Source organism: Micromonospora chalcea (assembly GCF_002926165.1).
Lineage (GTDB): Bacteria > Actinomycetota > Actinomycetes > Mycobacteriales > Micromonosporaceae > Micromonospora > Micromonospora chalcea.
The window spans coordinates 1-19,647 of the sequence record NZ_MAGP01000126.1 but is presented as its reverse complement, the minus strand read 5'-3'; the positions used below and the strand labels follow the sequence as shown (position 1 = coordinate 19,647).

Below are 19,647 nucleotides of genomic sequence, written 5' to 3'. Positions count from 1 at the left end.
TCAGTTCGCTCCTGCGGTGTCGGGGGTGTGCGGCTCGGCCATCGCCACGGCGATCTTGCGGGGGCCGGTGAACGGCTCCCGGCCGTGCGCGGCGGTCATGTTGTCCACCACCAGCACGTCGTCGCGCTGGTAGTCGAAGCGGACCGTGGCCGCCCGGTAGGCGGCGCGCAGGTGGTCCATCACGTCGGCGGGGATCTCGCCGCCGTCGCCGTAGTAGGTGTTCGACGGCAGCCCGTCGGCGCCGAACATGGCCAGCAGCCCTTCCTGGTAGTCGGCCGGCAGCGTGCTGAGGTGGAAGAAGGTGGCGTGGTTGAACCAGCGCGGGGTGTCCGAGCCCGGCCGGTGGTGCACCACGTCCCGGACCGCGCGGGTACGCAGGCCGTCCTTGCCGACCCATTCCACGGTGATCCCGTTGTCCGCCGCGTACGCCTCCACCTCGGCGCGGCTCTCGGTGTTGAACACCTCCTGCCAGCGGGTGCCGAAGTCGCCGTGGAAGTTGCGCACCAGCATCCAGCGGCGGCGGACGAACTCCTCGCGTACCGCCGGGTCGATCAGCTCGTACACCCGGCGCACGTCGGCCAGCGGCGTGGCGCCCTGGCTGTCCGGCGGCGTGACGCAGTAGAAGAACAGCGTCAGCGGCCAGCGCGCCTGGTACGAGTTCTCGTTGTGCAGGAAGATCTCCTCGTCCGGCGGGTAGTCGGTCGAGGTGTAGACCCGGCCCTTGATGGAGTGCCGGGGCGAGGAGCGCTCGGTGTAGGTCAGCGGCTCGCCGGCCAGCGCCCGTACGGCCTGGTCGAAGCCGTCCACGCCACCCACGTCGAAGCCGCGGAACAGCAGCCCTCCGCTGGCGACGAGGGTGTCCCGCAGCTCGGCGCGCCGGGCGGCGATGAGGTCGGTCAGCGGCCGGCCGTCGTTCTCGACGACCACCGGCAGCGTCGCGGTTGTCTCGCTCATGGTGCGGTGTCTCCTTGTTCCGTCGGATGTCAGCCGCGGGGCAGCCGCGGGATGGCCGGGATCGCCGCCGGGGCGGCCGGTTGGTCGGCGGGCGCCTCGGCGCGCAGCTCCTCGATCCGGGCGGCCAGGCCGGCCACCGTGGGGGTCTCGAAGAGGCTGCGCATCGGCAGCCGCACCCCGGTCGCCTTGCGCATGGCGGCGATCAGCTGCACGGCGACCAGCGAGTTGCCGCCGAGGGCGAAGAAGTCGTCGTCCACGCCGATGTCGGTGACGCCGAGACCGTCGCGCCACACCTGGGCGATGGTCTTCTCCAGCTCGGTGCCCGGTGCGGCCGAGCCGCCGCCGGTGGCCGCGGTCGCGCCGGCCGCCGCGTCGGTCTCCTCGGCGATGCTGTCGGTGGTGACCCGGGCGGCCCGGCGACGGATGTCGGCGACGGTGCGGGTGGCGATCACCACCTGGGCGCCGAGCCCGGCGGCGAGGCTGCGCCGGAACGCCTCCGCGCCGTCGACCGGGCGGATGTCCTCGGTCACCGGCGCCGGGGCGTCGGCGTCCGCCGGGGCTTCGGCCAGGTTGCCGGTGACCGCGTCCTGGTCGACCCGGCGCAGCACGAAGTCGCTGATCGCGACCAGTTCCCGCCCGTCCGGGTCGCGCAGCGACAGGTCGGCGGCGACCACCTCGTCGGTGGCGGCGGGCCGGTGCCGCAGGTGACTGTGGAACGTCGCCGGCAGCGCGCCGCGCACCACGATCCGGCCGTACGACAACGGCAGGTAGGTGCCGGAGCCCTGGCCGCGGCCGAACGCGGTGGCCACGTCCAGCAGCGCCGGGTGCAGCCCCCACGAGGGCAGGTCGCCGAGCGCGGCGGCGGGCGCCTGCACGCGGGCGAGTTCCTCGCCGTCGGCGAGGTGGTGCTCGGCCAGCGCCGCCCAGCGCGGGCCGAACGTCAGCATGCTGGTGCGTCCCCGGCCGAACGAGGCGTCGTCGTCGACCCGCCGTCCGGCCACGGCGGGCACGGCGGCCGGCGGGGCCGCCTCGGTGGTCCACCCGGCGCTGCCGCGTACGTGGGCGCGCGCCTGGCCGGCGGCGAGGCTGGCCACGGTGAAGTCGGTGCCGTCCTCGGTCGGGGTCAGCTCGACCCGGTACTGGGCCACGGTGCCGTCCGGCACCGAGAACGGCTCCAGGAACACCACGTCACGCAGCTCGACCGCGGCGTCAGGCCCCGGCGCGGGCAGCGCGGCGGCCACCGCCGCGCGTACCGACTCCAGGTGGGCGGTGCCCGGCACCACCGGCACGCCGCCGATCCGGTGCTCGTCGAGCAGCCAGTGGGTGTCGGCCGCGACCAGGCCGTGCAGCACCGTGCCGTCCGGCCCGGCGACCATCGTGGTCAGCACCGGGTGCGTGACCGCGGTGGTCACGGTGTCCCGCCCGGCGGCCCGGAACGCGGCCGGCGCGGCGGTCTCCACCGCCATGCCGACCTCGGCCCAACCGCCCCAGTTCTGCGACACGACCGGGGCGCGGAACCCGGTGCCGGAGCGCGCGAAGGCGTCCAGGAAGTTGTTCGCGGCGCAGTAGTCGACCTGGCCGAACCCGCCGATCACCGCGGTGATCGAGGAGCACAGCACGACGAAGTCCAGCGGCAGGTCGCCGAAGACCTGGGCCAGCGCGAGCGTGCCGGCCAGCTTCGGGGCCAGCACACGCTGCGCCTCGTCGCGCTCCTTGATCTCGGCCATGCCACCGCCGGGCAGGCCGGCGGCGTGCACGATGCCGTCGAGCCCGCCGAACCGCCGCTCGGCCTCGTCGCGGACCCGGCGCAGGTCGTCCGCGTCGGTGACGTCGGCGGCGAGCACCAGCACCTCGGCGCCCGCGGCCTCCATCCGGCGGATCGCCGCGATGGCGCGTCCGGCCCGGTCGGCGCCGCCGTGCACCGCCAGGTGCGCGTCCCACTCGTCGCGCCCGGGCAGCCCGGAGCGGGCCAGCAGCACCAGCTTGGCGCGGGCCCGGCGGGCGAAGTCCTCGGCCAGGGTGACGCCGATGCCGCCGAGACCGCCGGTGATCAGGTAGCGGCCCTCCTCGCGCAGCACGCCCGGCTCCGCCTCGGCCGCGACGCTCACCTGCTCGTAGCCGCCGAGCCAGCGGCGGTCGCCGCGCAGCGCCACCTCCGGGTGCTCGGCGTCGACCGGGCTGCGCAGCTCGGCCACCAGGGCGGCCACGCCGCGCGCGGCCGGGTCGGTGTCCAGCAGCCGCACGGTCAGGCCGGGCAGCTCGGCCGGGAGCACCCGGGCCAGGCCGGCGAGCGTGGCGTGCTCGGGGCGGACGAGGTCGTCGCCGCGTACGTCGCCGATGCCGGCGGTGACCAGGTCCAGGCGTACGCCCGCCTCGTCGGCGGTCACACCGGTGCCCGCGAGCGCCTGCACCAGGTGCAGCGCGCCGAAGAAGCCGCGCTCCTGCGCCGCCCAGGCGGCCGCCGGGTCGGTGCCGGCCGGCTCGCCGTCGAGCGCGAACGCGTGCACGATCCGCCGGGGCACGTCGGCGCCGAGCGCGGCCAGAAGCTCCTCGGCGTCGGCGCGTACGCCGGGGCGCAGCCGGAAACCGCTCGCGGTGGCGGCGAACGCCTCGCCGGCGCGTACCTCGACCGGGTCGTCGCCGGCGGCGCGCAACGCGGCCACGAGCGCCTCGCCGCGCGGACCGTCGGCCAGCACCAGGCAGCGGCCCAGCGGCTCCACGGCGCGCGCCGGGGCGGCCTGGCGCCACACCGGCACCGCGAACCACTCCGGCAGCGGCCGGGGGCCGGTCTCGACGGGCGCCGCGGCCAGTTCCTGCTCCGGGTCCGGGTCGATCCAGTAGCGGCGCCGCTCGAACGGGTACGTGGGCAGCGGCACCCGCCGCGCCGCCGGGTCGGCCGCAAGGCGCACCGGCACCCCGGCGCACCAGAGCGCGCCGGCCGTGCCGAGCAGCGCGGCCAGGTCACCGGTCTGCTCGCCCGCGCCGGGCAGGCTGCCCAGCGGGGTCAGCGCGCGCTGCGCCTCGCCGGCCTTGGCGACCTGCATCCGGGCCAGGTTGGCCAGTTGCCGGCCGGGGCCGCACTCGACGAGCGCCCAGGTGCCCTCGGCGAGCAGCGTGGCCACGCACGCGCCGAAGCGGACCGGGCGGCGCAGGTGCGCGGCCCAGTACGCCGGGTCGGTGGCCTGCGCCTCGGTGATCCAGGTGCCGGTCACGTTCGACAGGAACGGCACCGCCGGGGCGCGCAGCGGCACGGTGGCCATCAGCGCGGTGAACTCGTCCAGGATCGGGTCCATCATCGGCGAGTGGAACGCGTGCGAGGTGCGCAGCAGCTTCGACTTGTTCTTGCCGCCCAGGCTCGCGGCGAACTCCTCCACGAGCGCGGTCTCGCCGGCCACCACGCAGGTGCCGGGGCCGTTCACGGTGGCCACCGACAGGCCCTGAGGCAGCCGGTCGGCCACCGCCGACTCGTCGAGCGTGACCGCCAGCATCGAGCCGGCGGGCAGGGAGTGCATGAGCCGGCCCCGGGCGGCCACCACGCGCAGCGCGTCCGCGAGGTCGAGCACGCCGGCGAGCGTGGCGGCCACGTACTCGCCGATGGAGTGGCCGATCATCGCGGCCGGGACGACCCCGGCGGCCCGCCACGCGACGGCGAGGGCGTACTCGACGGTGAACAGCGCGGGCTGGGTCCACCGGGTCTCGGTGAGCTTGTCCGCCGCGTCCGGGTCGCGGCCGAGGATCAGGTCCCGGATGTCCAGGCCCAGCTCGGGGCGGAGCAGGTCGGCGCACTCGTCCACGGCGGCGGCGAACGCCCGGTCCTGGGCGTACAGTTCGGCGCCCATCCCGGCGTACTGCGAGCCCTGGCCGCTGAACAGGAACGCCACCCGGGGGGCGGGTCCGTCGGCGACGCCCCGGTGGCCCTTGCGCCGCTCGCGCAGCGCGGCGGCGGCGGACGCCGGGTCACCGGCCACGACGGCGGCGCGGTGGGCGTACGTCTGGCGGCCGACGCGCAGCGTGTGCGCCACGTCGGCGAGCGCCACGTCGCTGCCGCCCTCCAGGTGCTCGGCGAGCCGGCGCACGGCGACGTCCAGCGCGGTCGGGGTCTTCGCCGACACCTGGAGCAGGTGCGCCGGGCGGGCCGGCGGCTCGTCCCGCTCCGCCGCCGGCGCCTCCTGGAGCACGACGTGCGCGTTGGTGCCGCCGATGCCGAAGGAGCTGACCCCGGCCCGGCGCGGCCCGCCGTCGGTGTCCCACTTGGTCAGCGTGTTCGCCACGTAGAACGGGGTGTCGGCGAAGTCGATGGCCGGGTTCGGCGCCTCGTAGTTGATGGTCGGCGGGATCAGCCCGTGCTCCATCGCCAGCACCGTCTTGATCACGCTGACGATGCCGGAGGGCTGGCTCAGGTGGCCGATGTTCGACTTCACCGACCCGATGCCGCACCAGCCGCGCTCGTCGGTGTCCTTGGCGTAGACGGCGGACAGCGCGGCGACCTCGATCGGGTCGCCGAGCGCGGTGCCGGTGCCGTGCGCCTCGACGTAGCTGATGCTGCGCGGGTCGACGCCGGCGAGCGCGACGGCCTGGGCGACGGCCTCGGTCTGCCCGTCGATGCTGGGGGCGGTGAAGCCGACCTTCCCGGCGCCGTCGTTGTTGATGGCGTTGCCGAGCACGACCGCGCGGATGTGGTCGCCGTCGGCGATCGCGTCGGAGAGCCGCTTGAGCAGCGTCACGCCGACGCCGCTGCCCCACACCGTGCCGTTCGCTGCGGCGTCGAACGGCCGGCACCGCCCGTCCGGCGAGGTGAAACCGTCCATGCCGAGGTAGCCGACGTGCGGCAGTTCGATGTTGACACCGCCGGCCAGGGCCATGTCGCACTCGCCGTTGCGCAGCGCCTCGCAGGCCAGGTGGAACGCGACCAGCGAGGTGGAGCAGGCGGTGTGCACGGTCATGCTCGGGCCGCGCAGGTCCAGCCGGTACGACACGTTAGTGGCCACGTAGTTCGGCGAGTTTCCGGTGGCCAGCGACACCGCGCCGTGCGGGTTCCCGCCGACCCGCTTGTTGCGGTACACGTTGCGGTGCAGGTACGTGTTGCCGCCGGTGCCGGCGTACACGCCCACCGCGCCGTCGTAGCGGCCCGGGTCGTAGCCGGCGTCCTGCAGCGCGGTGTAGCAGGTCTCCAGGAACAGCCGGTGCTGCGGGTCGGTGATCTCGGCCTCGCGGGCGGTCATCCCGAACAGGCCGGCGTCGAACTCGTCGTAGCCGTCCACCAGCGGCGCGCGGTTGACCCAGCCCGGGTCGTCGACCTCCTGCGGCTGCGCGCCGCGGGCGAGCTGCTCCTCGCGGGTCAGCTCGGTCGTCGACTCCACGCCGTCGACCAGGTTGCGCCAGAACTCGTCGACGTCGGCCGCGCCGGGCAGGCGGGCGGCGAGCCCGACGATGGCGATGGGCTCGACGCCGTCGTCGGCGGGAATGTCGTTCTGCATGGGGGTTCCTTCATTCACAAGGGATCGCGTCACGGGTGAGGTCGGCGTGGCGGCGGGGTTCGGCGGGCGCGGCCCCGCCGGGCGGCGGCACGCAGCGCGGCGCGGGCCAGTTCCGGCCGGTCGGCGGCCCCGTCCAGGCTGGCGGCAAGCGCCCGCACGGTCGGATGGCGGAACAGGTCGAGCATGGTGATCGAGCGGCCGGTGGCCTCGGTGAGCCGGGCGTACACGGCGGCCAGGGCCATCGAGTGGCCGCCGATGTCGAAGAAGTTGTCGGTGACGCCGACGGTGTCCCGGCCGAGCACGTCGCGCCAGATGCCGGCGATCAGCTCCTCGGTGCCGGTGAGCGCGTCCGAGCCGGTGGGCAGCGGCGCGCGGGCCGGTTCGGCGGTGGCGACGGTCATCGCGCCGAGCGCGGCCACACGCACCGCCGGGCGGGGCAGCTCGGGCGCCACCTCGGCGGCCGGCGTGTCCGGGTCGGCGGCGAGCGCGCCGACCAGGGCGGCCAGGTCGGCCAGGAGCGCGCTGATCCGCTCGGCGGTGAACAGGTCCGGGTTGTGCACCACCTCGACGCCGGCCCGCCCGTCACGCTCCACCACGTAGACGGTCAGGTCGAACGGTGAGCCGGGCTTGGGCACCGCCACCGGCTCGGCCGCCAGGCCGGTCAGCGCCAGCCGGGGCGGGGCGAAGTTGAGCACGTTGAACAGCACCTGCACCAGCGGGGCGCGGGAGGTGTCCCGGCCCACGCCGAGCGCCTCCACGATGCGTTCCAGCGGCGCGCCCGGGTGGGCGGTGACCTCGTGCAGCTCGGCGGCGGCCCGGTCGACCTTCTCGGCGAAGCTCGCGCCACCGGAGCGGACCCGCACCGGCACGGTGTCGATGAAGAAGCCGATCACCTCGTCGAACGCGGCCAGCCGCCGGTCGGCGACGATCGCGCCGAGCACGTGCTCGTCGCCGCCGGTGACCCGGCGCAGCAGCTCGCCGAACGCGGCCAGCAGCACCGCGGCGACTGTGGTGCCGCGCCGGGCGGCCAGGTCGCGCACGTCCCGGTCGGCGGCCTCGTCCAGCCGTACCGCGGCCTCCGCGCCGGCGTACGTCTGCGCGGCCGGGCGGGGCCGGTCGCGGGGCAGGTCCAGCACCGTCGGCGCGCCGGCCAGGTGCGCGGTCCACCAGGCCAGGTCGGTCTCGCCGCGGCGCCGGTCCCGGGCGGCGCGCCACACGGCGTAGTCGGCGTACGTGGCGGGCAGCGGCGGGCGGCCCGGCACGGACCGGCCGAGCGCGCGGGCGTACGCGAGCGCCAGCTCGTCGTAGAGCAGCGCCTCGGACCAGCCGTCGAAGACCGCGTGGTGCACGGTGACCGCGAGCACGTGCTCCTGCGCGGCGAGCCGGTACACGGTCACCTGCCAGGGCGGGCCGGTGGCCAGGTCGAACGCGTGCCCGGCGCCGGCCGCGAGCATGCCGGCCAGTTCGGTGTCCGGGTCGGCGGCGGCGGTCAGGTCGACCACCGGCACCGCCACGTCGGTGGGTTCCTCGCGGACCGCGTACGGCACGCCGCCGTTCTGCGGGATCCGCCAGCGCAGCACGTCGTGCCGTTCGGCGACGGCGCGCAGCGCGGCGCCGAGCGCGGCGACGTCCAGCGGCCCGCGCAGCCGGTGCGCGACGGCGATGTTGTACGGCGCGCTGGACGGGGCGAGCTGGTCCATGAACCACAGCCGCCGCTGCGGCGGGGACAGCGTCGGCGGGTTGCCGGTGGTCAGCCCGTCGGCGTCGGCCGGGTCGGCGGCGCGGACCCGGTCCACCAGCGCGGCGAACGTGCGGTCGGCGAACAGCACCCGGGTGTCCACCTGCCGGCCCAGCTCCGCGCGCAGCGCGGCGACCAGCCGCATCGCGGCGATGGAGTTGCCGCCGGCGGCGAGGAAGTCGCTGTCCGGGGCGGGCGCGGCGCCGAGCAGCCGGGTCCAGACGTGCCGGACCGCCGCCGTCACCGGGTCGTCGTCGGCGGACGCGTCGGCGACTGCGGCCGGGGTCGCCGCGGCCAGTTCGCGCAGCGCCGGCCGGTCCAGCTTGCCGGTGACCAGGCTGACCGGCAGCGCGTCCAGCCGCACCGTCCGGGCCGGCAGCATCGCGGTGGTCAGCCGCGTCTGCGCGTACGCCCGCAGCTCGTCGTCGCCGGGCGCGCCGGCCGGGGTGAGGAACGCGACCAGCTCGGCGCCGGCCGGGCCGGGCACCGCCTCCACCGCGACGCGCTCGACGCCGGGGCAGGCGGCCAGCACCGCCTCGATCTCGCCCAGCTCGATGCGCTGGCCGCGCACCTTGACCTGCCGGTCGGCGCGGCCCAGGTAGACGATCCGGCCGTCCGGGCCCTGCCGGACCAGGTCGCCGGTGCGGTAGAGCCGCTCGCCGGGGACGTCGCCGAACGGGTCGGGCACGAACCGCTCGGCGGTCAGGCCGGGCCGGTTCAGGTAGCCGTCGGCCAGGCCGGGCCCGCCGATCAGCAGCTCGCCGGTCTCGCCCGCCGGCACCGGCCGCAGTCCGGCGTCGACCACGTACGCCCGGTGGTTGGGCAGCGGCCGGCCGATCGGCATCGGGTCGGTGTCGGCCGGGGTGAGGTCGCAGGTGACGGCCAGCACCGTGGTCTCGGTGGGGCCGTAGCCGTTGAGGAACCGGCGGCCCGGCGCCCAGCGGGCGACCAGCTCGGCCGGGACCGCCTCGCCGCCGCAGAGCAGCACCCGCCATGACGGGAACCCGGCCGGGTCCAGCAGCGACAGCACGGTCGGGGTGATGAAGCCCCAGGTGACCTCGTGCTCGGCGACGAACCGGGCGAGCCGGACCGGGTCGGCCCGGTCGTCGGCGCCGAGCAGCTGCACCGCGCCGCCGAGCGTCAGCGGCACGAACAGGTCCATGGTGGCGGCGTCGAAGCCGAGCGAGGCGATGCCGAGGCTGCGCACCGAGGCGTCGGCGCCGGTCAGCGCGCTCACTCCGGTGACGAACTCGACGGCGTTGCGGTGGGTGGTCAGCACGCCCTTCGGGCGGCCGGTGGAGCCGGAGGTGAACAGCACGTACGCCGGGTCGCCGGGGCGGGCCGGGCAGGGCGCGAGCGGGGCCGGGCCGGGCAGGCCGAGCGCCGTCACGCCGGGTTCGTCGCCGAACTCGGCCGCCGCCGCGTCGCCGACGACGACCCGGACGCCCGCGTCGCGGACGATGCCGCGCAGCCGGGCCCGGGGGCCGCCCGGCTCCAGCGGCACGTACGCGGCGCCGGCGAGCAGCACGCCGACCACAGTCGTCACCAGGTCGGGGGTACGCGCGCCGCACACGCCGACCCGGTCGCCCCGGCCGACGCCGTGCTCACGCAGCGCGGCGGCCACCCCGGCGGCCCGGTCGACGAGCTGCCGGTAGGTGAGCCGGGTGTCCCACTGGCGCACCGCCACCGCGTCCGGGGTGCGGGCCGCCTGCGCGGTGATCAGGTCGGCGAGGGTGGCGTCCGGCCAGGGCAGGTCGGTGCCGTGGACGGCGCTGACGGTCAGGGTGTCGGTCACCGGAGTGCTCCAAGGTGCTCGGCCGGGTCGGTGATCTGGAGGCGCAGTTCGCTGACGTAGCCGCGGCCCTGGGCGTCGGGCACCCAGGCCTCGGCGGGGGCGGGCAGCAGTTCGGAGACCACCACCGGCACGTCCGGGCCGGTCCGCAGCGCGGCGTCGACCATGGCGCACAGGGACTGCGCGTACAGCGGCCCGGTCAGGTCCACGTAGCAGGGTTTGATCTCGGTGCCGACCTTGACGAAGACCCGCTCGGGCAGGCCGGTCTCGGCGCGCCAGCGGCGTACCGCCAGGTAGCGGGAGGTCTCGTCGGGGTGGCCGCCCAGCCCGCACGCCCCGGCCGTGGTGCGCCAGGTGCGCCGTGCCACCACCAGCCGGTCGATGGTGATCCGGGGCGTGTACGCCGCGGCGCCGAGCAGCTTGAACGCGTCGAGCAGCAGCGAGCCGAGCAGCGTGGCGAAGACCTCCATCAGCGGCCAGCGGGCGCCGTCGGGGAAGACCGCGGTGAGCGTGTCGCCGGTGCGTTCGACCAGCACGGCGGTGGCCGGGACCAGGCGGTCCACGTCGGCGCCGTGCGCGGTGTCGATGCCGAGCTGGCGGTCCGCCGGGCCGGTCAGCGCGTACGTGGTGCGGGTGGTGCGGCGGGGGAAGCTGTCCGGCCACAGCACCCGCAGCCGGACCGGGCCCAGGTCGGCGTCGAGGTCGGCGCGCAGCGCCGCCGGGTCGGGGTGGAACGGGCTGAGCACCGCGCTGTCGAACGCGACCGACGCCGGGTGCAGCTCGCCGAGCACGAGCAGGAAGTCGCCGCGTTCGACGGCCTCCGGCGAGGCGGCGCACAGCTGCACGTCCGGGTTGTGCAGCCGGGCCGACGGCCAGCCGGGCCGGGTCGCCGGGAACAGTTCCCGGACCCGGTCGGTCAGGTCCGCGGCGCGCAGCCGCAGCTCCGGCTGCCCCTCGGGCAGGTCGGCCAGGCCGAACAGCTCGGCCCAGCGTGCGGTGAGCGTGGCGCCGGCCCGGCCGATCGGGCCGTCCGGGGAGACGAGCGTGCCCTGGGCCAGCAGCCACAGGTCGGCCAGCCGCACGGGGCCGTCGGCGGCCAGTTCCTCGTGCAGTTCGGTGAAGACCTCACCGCAGCGGGCGGCCACCTCGCCGGTGAACCAGCGGGCGGTACGCAGCACCACGGCGAGGGGCTCGGCGAGCGCGTCGATGACCGCCGACCCGATGCGGAACTCCAGGTCGCGGGCGGTCTCCTCGTAGCAGACGGTGCGGGCGGCGTACATCTGCCCGCTGTGCCGGGTGGCCGGGCGGCCGGTGACGGCGGTGAACTCGGCGTTGAGCGCGGCGAGCGCGGCGCCGAGCCGGTCCGGGTCGCCGGCCGACGCGGCCACCTCGTCGCGGGCGGCGCGCAGCCGGCCGAACTCGGCCGCTGTGGCGGCGCGGACCGGCTCGTCGCCGATCGCGGCGATCCGCGCTTCGAGCACCAGTTCGGCGTCGGGCGCGATCGGCAGGTTCGCGCCCCAGCTGAGCTGGCCGCGCTCGACCCACCGGTCCAGCAGCAGGTAGACGTCGTCGGCGCTGTGCACGTCACCGGCGTCGCACAGCCGCTGCGCCAGCTCCACCGCGGGGGTACGCCCGTCGCAGGCGCCGAGCACCAGCGCCTCGACCGGGGTCAGCGCGATCGGCGGGTGCAGCGGCCAGCGCAGCTCCCGGCCGGCGACGGTCAGGTGCGGTTGCAGGGCCGGCGCCCACCAGCGGCGCACCGCCAGGTCGTCGGCGAGCCGGTCGGCCTTCGCGATGAGCGCCCACGCCTCGAAGTACACCCGCCGCCGGTGCACCAGCGCGGCACCGGGCACGGTGTGCACGCCGGGCCGGGTGGTGTCGAACGTGCCCCAGCAGACCGGGCCGAAGAAGCCGATGGTCTCGGCCTTGCCGCAGTAGCGCTGCCAGTAGCGCAGCAGGCTCAGCTCGCGCTTGCGGCGGCGCACGTTGCGGACCTGCGGGTCGGTGCGCAGCAGCCCGTCCAGCGCGATCAGCATGTCCGGGTTCTGCCAGGTCACCGCCTCGCGCAGCAGCGGGTCGGCGGCCAGCTCGCCGGCCACCGCGGAGGACTCGGCGAACGCCTCGCGCAGCGTCTTGTCGAACACCTCGGCGCCGGTGTCGCCGGCGAGCAGCGCGTCCGCGACGGCGGCGCAGTCCGGCGCGGCGAACCGGTCCAGCCCGGCGGCCGGGAAACCGGCGGTCCGCAGGACCACGTCACGCCACACCGACCAGCCGGTGTCGCCCAGGGGCACCAGATGGCTCACCGGTGGTCCTCCCGCCGGGCGTCGGTGATGTGCAGGCGCAGCTCGCTGAAGTAGCGGCGGCCCTGTCCGTCGGGCACCCACGCCTGCTCCGGGGCGGGCAGCATCTCGCTGACCGTGAACGAGACGTCGTCGCCGCCGTCGACCCGGGCGGCGCGCGCCATCGCGCAGAGCGTGGTCCCGAACGCCGGCGCGGACAGGTCGACGAAGCAGGGCTTGGTCTCGGTGCCGAACTTGACGTACACCTGTTCGGGCAGGCCGAGGCGGCGGCGCCAGTCCCGGACGGCGAGGAAGCGCTCGCGCTCCCCGTTCGGGACGGCCAGGCCGCTGTCGCCCACTGTGGTCCGCCACGTCTGCCGGGCCAGCACCAGCCGGTCCACGGTGATCCGGGGCGTGTACGGCGCGGCGGCGACCAGCTTGAAGCCGTCCACGGCGTGCGCGCTGAACGGCTCGGCGAAGATCTCGGTGAGCGGCCAGCGCTGCCCGTCCGAGGCGGTCGCCACCAGCTCGCCGTCGACGTCGTCGACGACCAGGTCCACTGTGGGCAGCACGCGGGCCGGGTCGGCGCCGGGCGCGTCGAGGAACGCCAGGTGCCGGTCGGTCGGGCCGGTCAGCGACTCGGCGGTACGGCTGGTCCGGCGCGGCCAGTCGGCCGGGAACAGCAGCCGGACGCGCCGCTGCCCGAGGTCCGCCGCCAGCGCGTCGCGCAGCCGCTCCACGTCCGGGTGCGACGGGGTGAACACGGCGCAGTCGAACGACGACCAGGCGGCGTGCAGCTCGCCGAGCACCACCGTGTAGTCGCCGCGCCGCAGCGCGTCCGCGTCGGTGGCGCAGATCTGCAGGTCGGGGCTGTGGATGGCGGCGTTGGACCACTCCGGGTCGGCGCCGGGGAACTCCGCGTCGATCCGGTCGGCGAGGTCGGCCGCGCGCAGCCGTACGTCGGTGGTGTCGGCGGGCAGCGTGTCCAGGCCGAACAGCCCGGACCAGCGGGCGGCGAACTCCGCCGCCACCGCGTCGACGGGCCGCTCGCCGTCGCCCCAGAACATGCCCTGGGCCAGGAACCACAGGTCGGCCAGCGGCACCGGGCCGCCGGACTCGGCGCGCAGTTCCTCGTACAGGCCGCGCAGCACGTCGAGGTAGGCGCGGGCGAGCGCGTTGGCCAGCCAGCGGGCGGCGCGCAGCAGCACGTCCAGCGGGGCGGCCAGCTCGGCCAGCAGCGGCGCGCCGAAGACCACGTCCAGGTCCCGGGCGCTGTCCTCGTAGCAGACCGTGCGCCCGGCGTACATCTGTCCGGCCCGGCGTACCGCGGGCACGCCGGTCAGCTCGGTGAACGTGGCGTCGAGCGCGTCCAGCGCGGCGCGCAGCCGCTCCGCGTCCCCGGCCGCCGCGGCCACCTCGTCGCGCGCGGCGCGCAGCCGGTCAAACCCGGCGCGGGCGGCGGCGCGGGCCTGCTCGTCACCGATCGCCTCGATCCGGTCGGCCAGCACCCGTTCGGCGTCCGGGCTCACCGGCAGGGCCGCGTCCCAGGTGATCAGTTCGCGCTCCACCAGGCGGTCGAGCAGCGCGTAGCCGTCCTCGGGGCGGCGCAGCCCGATCGCCGGGTCGGCGACCAGGTCGGCGGCGGGGCGCCGCCCGTCGGCCGCGCGCAGCAGCCCGGCCTCGACCGGGGTCAGCGTCAGCGGCGGACGTCCGGGGCGCAGCACGGCCCGGTCCCGGACCGCCAGGTGTGGCCGGAGCATCGGTGGCCACCAGCGGCGGACCGCCAGGTCCGCGCCGATCCGGTCGGCGTACGCGGTCAGCGCCCACGACTCGAACCACACCCAGCGTCGGCGGGTCAACCGGTCGCCGGGGTTGACCCGGGCAACTTCCGGCTGTGCCGGATCGACTGTGACCCAGCAGCTGGGCCCGAAGAAGCCGACCGTCTCGTTCTTGCCGCAGTAGCGCTGCCAGTACTTCAGCAGCGCCCGTTCCCGGTCGCGGCGGCGTACGTTGCGGGCCGCGTCGGCGCCGCCGCGCACCAGCCCGTCGAACGCGACGAGCGCGCCCCGGTTCTGCCAGGTGACCGCCTCGCGAAGCAGCGGATCGGCGGCCAGCGCGGTGAACCGCTGCGCGCCGGAGCGCAGCGCCTCCTCGAACTCCTTGTCGAACCGGTCCGTGCCCGCGCCGGTGGCGAGCAGCTCGTCGGCGGCGGTGGCGGCCCGGGGCGCGCTGAACAGCTCCAGCCCGTCGGCCGGGAACCCGGTGGTACGCAGCACCGCGTCGCGCCACACCGACCAGCCGGTGTCGCCGAGGGGGACCCGGTGCGCGGCGCCGGCGGTCCCGCGGCCGGCGGCGCGCACCGGGTCCGGACCCGCGTCCGGCGTGCCGGCGCGGGGGTCCGAGAGCGCGGCGGTCAGGTCGGCGCGGATCAGCGCGGCCAGCTCGGGCAGCCGGTCGTGCAGGAAGAAGTGCCCGCCGTCCAGCTCGTGCAGGGTGAACCCGGCCGCGGTGTGCTCGGCCCAGGCCGCGTTCTGGTCCCGGGTGACCGCCCGGTCGGTGCGGCCGGCGAACGCGACGATCGGCACCGGCAGCGGCTCGCCGGGCACGTGGCGGTAGTCGTCGACCCGGCCGAAGTCGGCGCGCAGCAGCGGCAGCAGCAGTTCCACCAGCTCCGGGTGGTCGAGCAGTTCGGCGGGGAGGCCGCCGCCCTCGCCGAGGCGGCGCAGCAGCTCGTCGTCGCTCGCCCGGGACAGCCCGTCGAACGGGCCGGGGGTGCGTACGTGCGGGGCGCGGGCACCGCCGACGTAGAGCCGCAGCGGCAGCGGGCGGCCAGTGCGGCGCAGCTCGCGGACCACGTCGAAGCCGAGCCGTCCGCCCATCGAGTGGCCGTAGATCGCGTACGGGCGGTCGGCCCGGGAGGCGATGGCGTCGGCCACCTCGGCGACGCTGAAGCGCGGGTCCTCGGTGATCCGGTTCTCCCGGCCGGGCAGTTGCACCGGCGTCACGTCGACGCTCTCGCCGAACTCGGACGCCCAGCGCCGGAACGCGCTGGCGCCCGCACCGGCGTAGGGCAGGCAGAACAATCGCACCGGGGCCTCGGGTCGGCTTCCGGCGGAGACGAACCAGTTCACCGCGGACCTTTCTGCACGGGGTCGATCCAGTGCCGGCGGCGCTGGAACGGGTAGGTGGGCAGTCCGGTGCGACGCACCGTGCCGTCGGGGTGCAGCTCGTGCCAGTCGACGTCACGCCCGGCGACCCAGTCGGCGGCCGTCTCGCGCAGCGGACCGCCGAGGCCGCCGATCCGGGCGTCGGTGTCCAGCAACACGTCCAGGGCGGACAGTGCGGCCGGCAGGTCGGCGGCGACCACCGCCGCCCGGTGCGCGAACGCCCGCCGGCCCAGCGCCAGCGTGGCGGCCACGTCGGACAGTGCCGGGGCGGCGCCGGCCAGGTGGGTCCGCAGGCGGGTCAGCGCGGCCCGCAGCGCCGCCGGGGTACGCGCGGAGACCGGCAGCAGCCACGGCCCCTCGCCGGGCGGGTCGGCCGGCTCGGCCGGTGGCGGCTGTTCCACCACCACGTGCGCGTTGGTGCCGCCGAGGCCGAACGCGCTGACCCCCGCGACCCGGCGCGCGCCGTCCGGCCAGTCCCGCGCCTTGGTGGGCACGTAGAACGGTCCGGCCGTCAGGTCGATCTCCGGGTGCGGGCGGGTGAAGTGCAGGTTCGGCGGGATCACCCCGTGCCGGACGGCGAGCACCGTCTTGATCAGCCCGGCGATGCCGGCGGCGGCGTCGAGGTGACCGATGTTCGTCTTGACCGAGCCGAGCGCCGTGGACTCGGCGGGCGCGGCGCCCGCGTACACCTCGTGCAGCGCCGCGACCTCGATGGCGTCACCGAGCGGCGTGCCGCTGCCGTGGCCCTCGACGAAGCGGACCTCGCCCGGCGCGACCTCGGCGGTGGCGAGCGCGCCGGCGACGGCGGCGGCCTGCCCGGCCGGGCCGGGCACCGCGAAGCCGGCCCGGTCCGGGCCGTCGTTGGTGACCGCCCAGCCGGGCAGGATCGCGTAGATGCGGTCGCCGTCGGCCTGCGCGTCGGCGAGCCGGCGCAGGGCGACCACGCCGGCGCCGGAGCCGAAGCCGGAGCCGGCGGCGGCCTCGTCGAAGGCGCGGCACCGGCCGTCGGGCGAGACGAGCCCGCCCGCCCGGTGCCGGGGCCACATCACGGTGGAGCCGCCGGCCAGGGCCAGGTCGCACTGGTAGTCGGCGAGGCTCTGCGCGGCCACGCACACCGCGACGAGCGAGCTGGAGCAGGCGGACTGCACGGCCATCGCCGGGCCGGTCAGGCCGAGCCGGTAGGCCACCTGCCCGGGCAGGTGGTCGGTGAGCTGGCGGCCGACGAGCCGGGCCTCCCAGTCGTCCGGGTCGACGTCGCCGACCACCGCCGGGTTGTCCATCAGGTGGAACAGGAAGTAGCGGTTTGCCGAGGTGGCGGCGTAGACGCCGACCAGCCCGGGGAAGCGGGCCGGGTCGTGCCCGGCGTCCTCCAGCGCCTCCCAGGCGGTCTCCAGGAACAGCCGGTGCTGCGGGTCGGTACGGGCGGCCTCGTCGGCGCCGAAGCCGAAGAACTCGGCGTCGAAGTCGGCCACCCCGTCGAGCCGGCCGGTGGCGCGCACGTGCCGGGGGTCGGCGAGCAGGCCGGGCCCGACGCCGAGCGCGGCCAGTTCCTCGTCGGTGTGGTCGTGCACCGAGTCGACCCCGGTGCACAGGTTCCACCAGTACGTGGCCACGTCGGGCGCGCCGGGGAACCGGCCGGCGAGGCCGACCACGGCGATCTCGTCGCCGGTGTACTCGCGGGCGGCGCGTACCGGCGCGGCGGGCGCGGGCAGCACCGGGGCGCGGACCGCCTCGGGCGGGGCGTCGAGCAGCGCCGCCTGGGTGGCGACGGTCGGGTGGTCGAACAGGCGCAGCATCGGCAGGCGGACGCCGAACCGCTCGGCGAGGCGCTGCTGAACCTGGCCCAGCAGCAGCGACTGCCCGCCCACGTCGAAGAAGCTGTCGGTGCGGCCGACCGCGTCGCGGCCGAGCACCGCGCACCAGATGTCGTGCACGGCGCGCTCGGTCTCGGTGGCCGGCGCCGCGTCGGCGGGCACCTCGGTCACCGGGTCGGGCAGCGCCCGCTCGTCGACCTTGCCGGTGACGGTGAGCGGGAACTCGTCGACCACCACCACCGCGCGGGGCACCGCGTAGTCGGGCAGCTCCGCGGTCAGGGCGGCGCGCAACGCCGCCGGGTCGGGGCGGGCGCCGGCCGGGCGGGCGTACGCGAGCAGTTCGCCGTCGCGCACGATGGCGCGGACGCCGGCGACGCCGGGCTGGGCGGACAGCACCGCTTCGATCTCGGTCAGCTCGACCCGGTGCCCGCGCACCTTGACCTGCCGGTCCAGCCGGCCGAGGCAGACCAGTTCCCCGCCGGGCAGCAGCCGGCCGAGGTCACCGGTGCGGTACGACGGCACCCCGTCGGCGTCGACGCCGAACCGGTCGCTGTCCTGGTTGAGGTAGCCGGGGGCGAGGTGCCGGCTGTGGACGACGATCTCGCCGGTGTCCGGGGCGAGGTCGAGCCGGTAGCCGGGGAACGCGGTGCCGACCGGCAGCGGCCCGCGGGCGTCCGGGTCCACCTCGGACAGCGGCTGCACGTGCCGGGCGGCGAACGTCATCTCGGTGGCGCCGTAGCCGTTGACCAGCACGCACTCGGGGGTGAACCGGTCCCGGCCGCGGGCCGCGTCGGTCCAGGTGGCCTGTTCGCCGCCGAGCAGCACCGCCCGCACCGTGGCCAGCCGGCGCGCGCCGAGCGTGTCGAGCAGGAAGCGGTAGACGGTGGGCGTGCAGTGCAGCACCGTGGCGCGGTGCCGGTCGAGCTGCTCGACGGCGTACGCGAGTCCCTGGCGGCGCAGGTCGACCGGGACGACGGCGGCGCCGGTGAGCAGCGCCGGGTAGAGGTCGGGGATGGCGGCGTCGAAGCTGAACGACGCGAGCAGGCTGAGCCGGTCGTCCGGTCCGACGCCGAGCGCGGCGATCTGGTTGTCGACGACGTGGGCCAGGTTGCGGTGGGTCTGCCCGACCGCCTTGGGCACGCCGGTGGAGCCGGAGGTGAACAGCACGTACGCCAGCGCGTCCGGCTCGGCCGGAACCGGGCGCAGCGGCGCCGGCGGCACCTCGTCCAGCGGCACGACCGGACGCTCGCCGGCCAGCGCCGAGGCCAGGTCGCGGTGCTCGGCGGCGCACGCGACGGCGGTGACGCCGGCGGCGTCGACCATGTGGCGCAGCCGGGCGACCGGGAAGCCCGGGTCCAGTGGCACGTACGCGCACCCGGCGGCCAGGGCGCCGAGCAGCGCCGCGACGGTCGGTGCGCCGTGCGCGGTGAGCAGCGCGATCCGGTCTCCGGGACGCAGGCCCGCGGCGGCGAACACGGCCATGTGCCCGCCGGCCGCCCCGGCCAGTTCGGTGTAGGTGACCTCGTGGGTCTCACCGAGAAGTGCCGGACGTCCGCCGTGTACTGCCGTGATCGCGCCGAAACGATTGATAATCATCGGCTCCGCCATGTCAGGAAGCGGGATACGCTCCACAGAGGACAGGCACGCGGCAATCGACGAATGTGATCATTGATCCCCCCCAGGACTTCACATTGGAAGCAGAATATTGCTCAATCACCGCGCCGGAAGAGCATCGATGCGGCTTGAGCCGAAGGGAGGAAGACGTCCTGGAACCTCGGACGGAGGAATCCGTCCGATCATCCCTCTAGCGCGTAGACGTTTTACAGCGTACGCGAACGCCGACGAGTTATTTTACGGTGAAAATACTTTCTGGCAGTCGAATCTTCGTCGGAGCGGCCCCGGTGCCGCAGCTCAACCCGGATCGCGGGGAGCCTGCTCAGACATCGTAGGGTGGCCGCGGGATCGGGTCCACCATCGCGTCGAAGCCCTTCGGAAGCTGCGCGACGAGGTCCTGGAACTCCCCCACCGTCACCGTGTCGCGCAGCGTGGCGAGCACCGCCACCGCGCCCACCTCGGCGACCGCCGGATCCACCGCCGCACGCTCGGCCACCCGGTACAGGAAGTCCACCGCGCCGCCGGTCACGGCGATCCCACCCGGCTCCAGATAGCCGCCGACGTCGTCCGGCAACTGCGCCGCCAGGTCGGCCGTCTCGTCCGCGGTGACCCGCTCGGCGAGGGTCTGCAACACCGCCCGGGAGATGGTCGCGGCCTCGTCGGACGGCAACTCGGACCGCCGCGCCACCGCCTCGACGAACAGGGGGAACCGCATCCCACCCCTCCCCTCGCCGCCGGCGGGCACCACGCCCGCACCGGTCGGCCCCGGCGGGTACCCGCCGGGGCCGACTGGTGCAGGCGTGGTGCCCGCC

The 19,647-nt window shown here is 76.1% G+C and carries 7 protein-coding genes; all 7 read right to left on the bottom strand.

What is annotated here, in order from left to right; all coding sequences use genetic code 11:
• Nucleotides 1-954, bottom strand: coding sequence for a TauD/TfdA family dioxygenase (locus BAW75_RS20200; protein WP_104114545.1), 954 nt, complete (start codon nt 952-954; stop codon nt 1-3).
• 29 nt (nt 955-983) lie between these two features.
• Nucleotides 984-6,431, bottom strand: a complete 5,448-nt coding sequence (locus BAW75_RS20195; protein WP_104114544.1) for a type I polyketide synthase — start codon at nt 6,429-6,431, stop codon at nt 984-986.
• Nucleotides 6,432-6,460: 29 nt separating this feature from the next.
• Nucleotides 6,461-9,964 (bottom strand): non-ribosomal peptide synthetase, encoded by a 3,504-nt coding sequence (locus tag BAW75_RS20190; RefSeq protein WP_104114543.1) that lies wholly within the window; start codon nt 9,962-9,964, stop codon nt 6,461-6,463.
• Nucleotides 9,961-12,264 carry a lantibiotic dehydratase gene (locus tag BAW75_RS20185; RefSeq protein ID WP_104114542.1) on the bottom strand — a complete coding sequence of 768 codons (2,304 nt, stop codon included), beginning with the start codon at nt 12,262-12,264 and terminating at the stop codon, nt 9,961-9,963. Before BAW75_RS20185 ends, BAW75_RS20190 begins: the two co-directional genes overlap by 4 nt.
• A complete protein-coding gene (locus BAW75_RS20180) occupies nt 12,261-15,371 on the bottom strand; it encodes a thioesterase domain-containing protein (RefSeq protein WP_104114541.1) in 3,111 nt (1,036 codons plus the stop codon). Before BAW75_RS20180 ends, BAW75_RS20185 begins: the two co-directional genes overlap by 4 nt.
• On the bottom strand, nt 15,368-18,817 hold the full coding sequence (locus BAW75_RS20175; protein ID WP_244206185.1) for a beta-ketoacyl synthase N-terminal-like domain-containing protein: 3,450 nt from the start codon (nt 18,815-18,817) through the stop codon (nt 15,368-15,370). The genes BAW75_RS20180 and BAW75_RS20175 overlap by 4 nt, the downstream gene beginning before the upstream one ends.
• Before the next feature lie 340 nt (nt 18,818-19,157).
• The coding region (locus BAW75_RS20170; RefSeq protein ID WP_244206184.1) for a DUF2267 domain-containing protein at nt 19,158-19,647 on the bottom strand (490 nt) is incomplete at its 5' end.

Excerpts from the sequence above, each read along its gene's own strand:
- BAW75_RS20200 (WP_104114545.1), bottom strand. The coding sequence starts at position 954 with ATGAGCGAGACAACCGCGACGCTGCCGGTGGTCGTCGAGAACGACGGC.
- BAW75_RS20195 (WP_104114544.1), bottom strand. The coding sequence starts at position 6,431 with ATGCAGAACGACATTCCCGCCGACGACGGCGTCGAGCCCATCGCCATC.
- BAW75_RS20175 (WP_244206185.1), bottom strand. The coding sequence starts at position 18,817 with ATGATTATCAATCGTTTCGGCGCGATCACGGCAGTACACGGCGGACGT.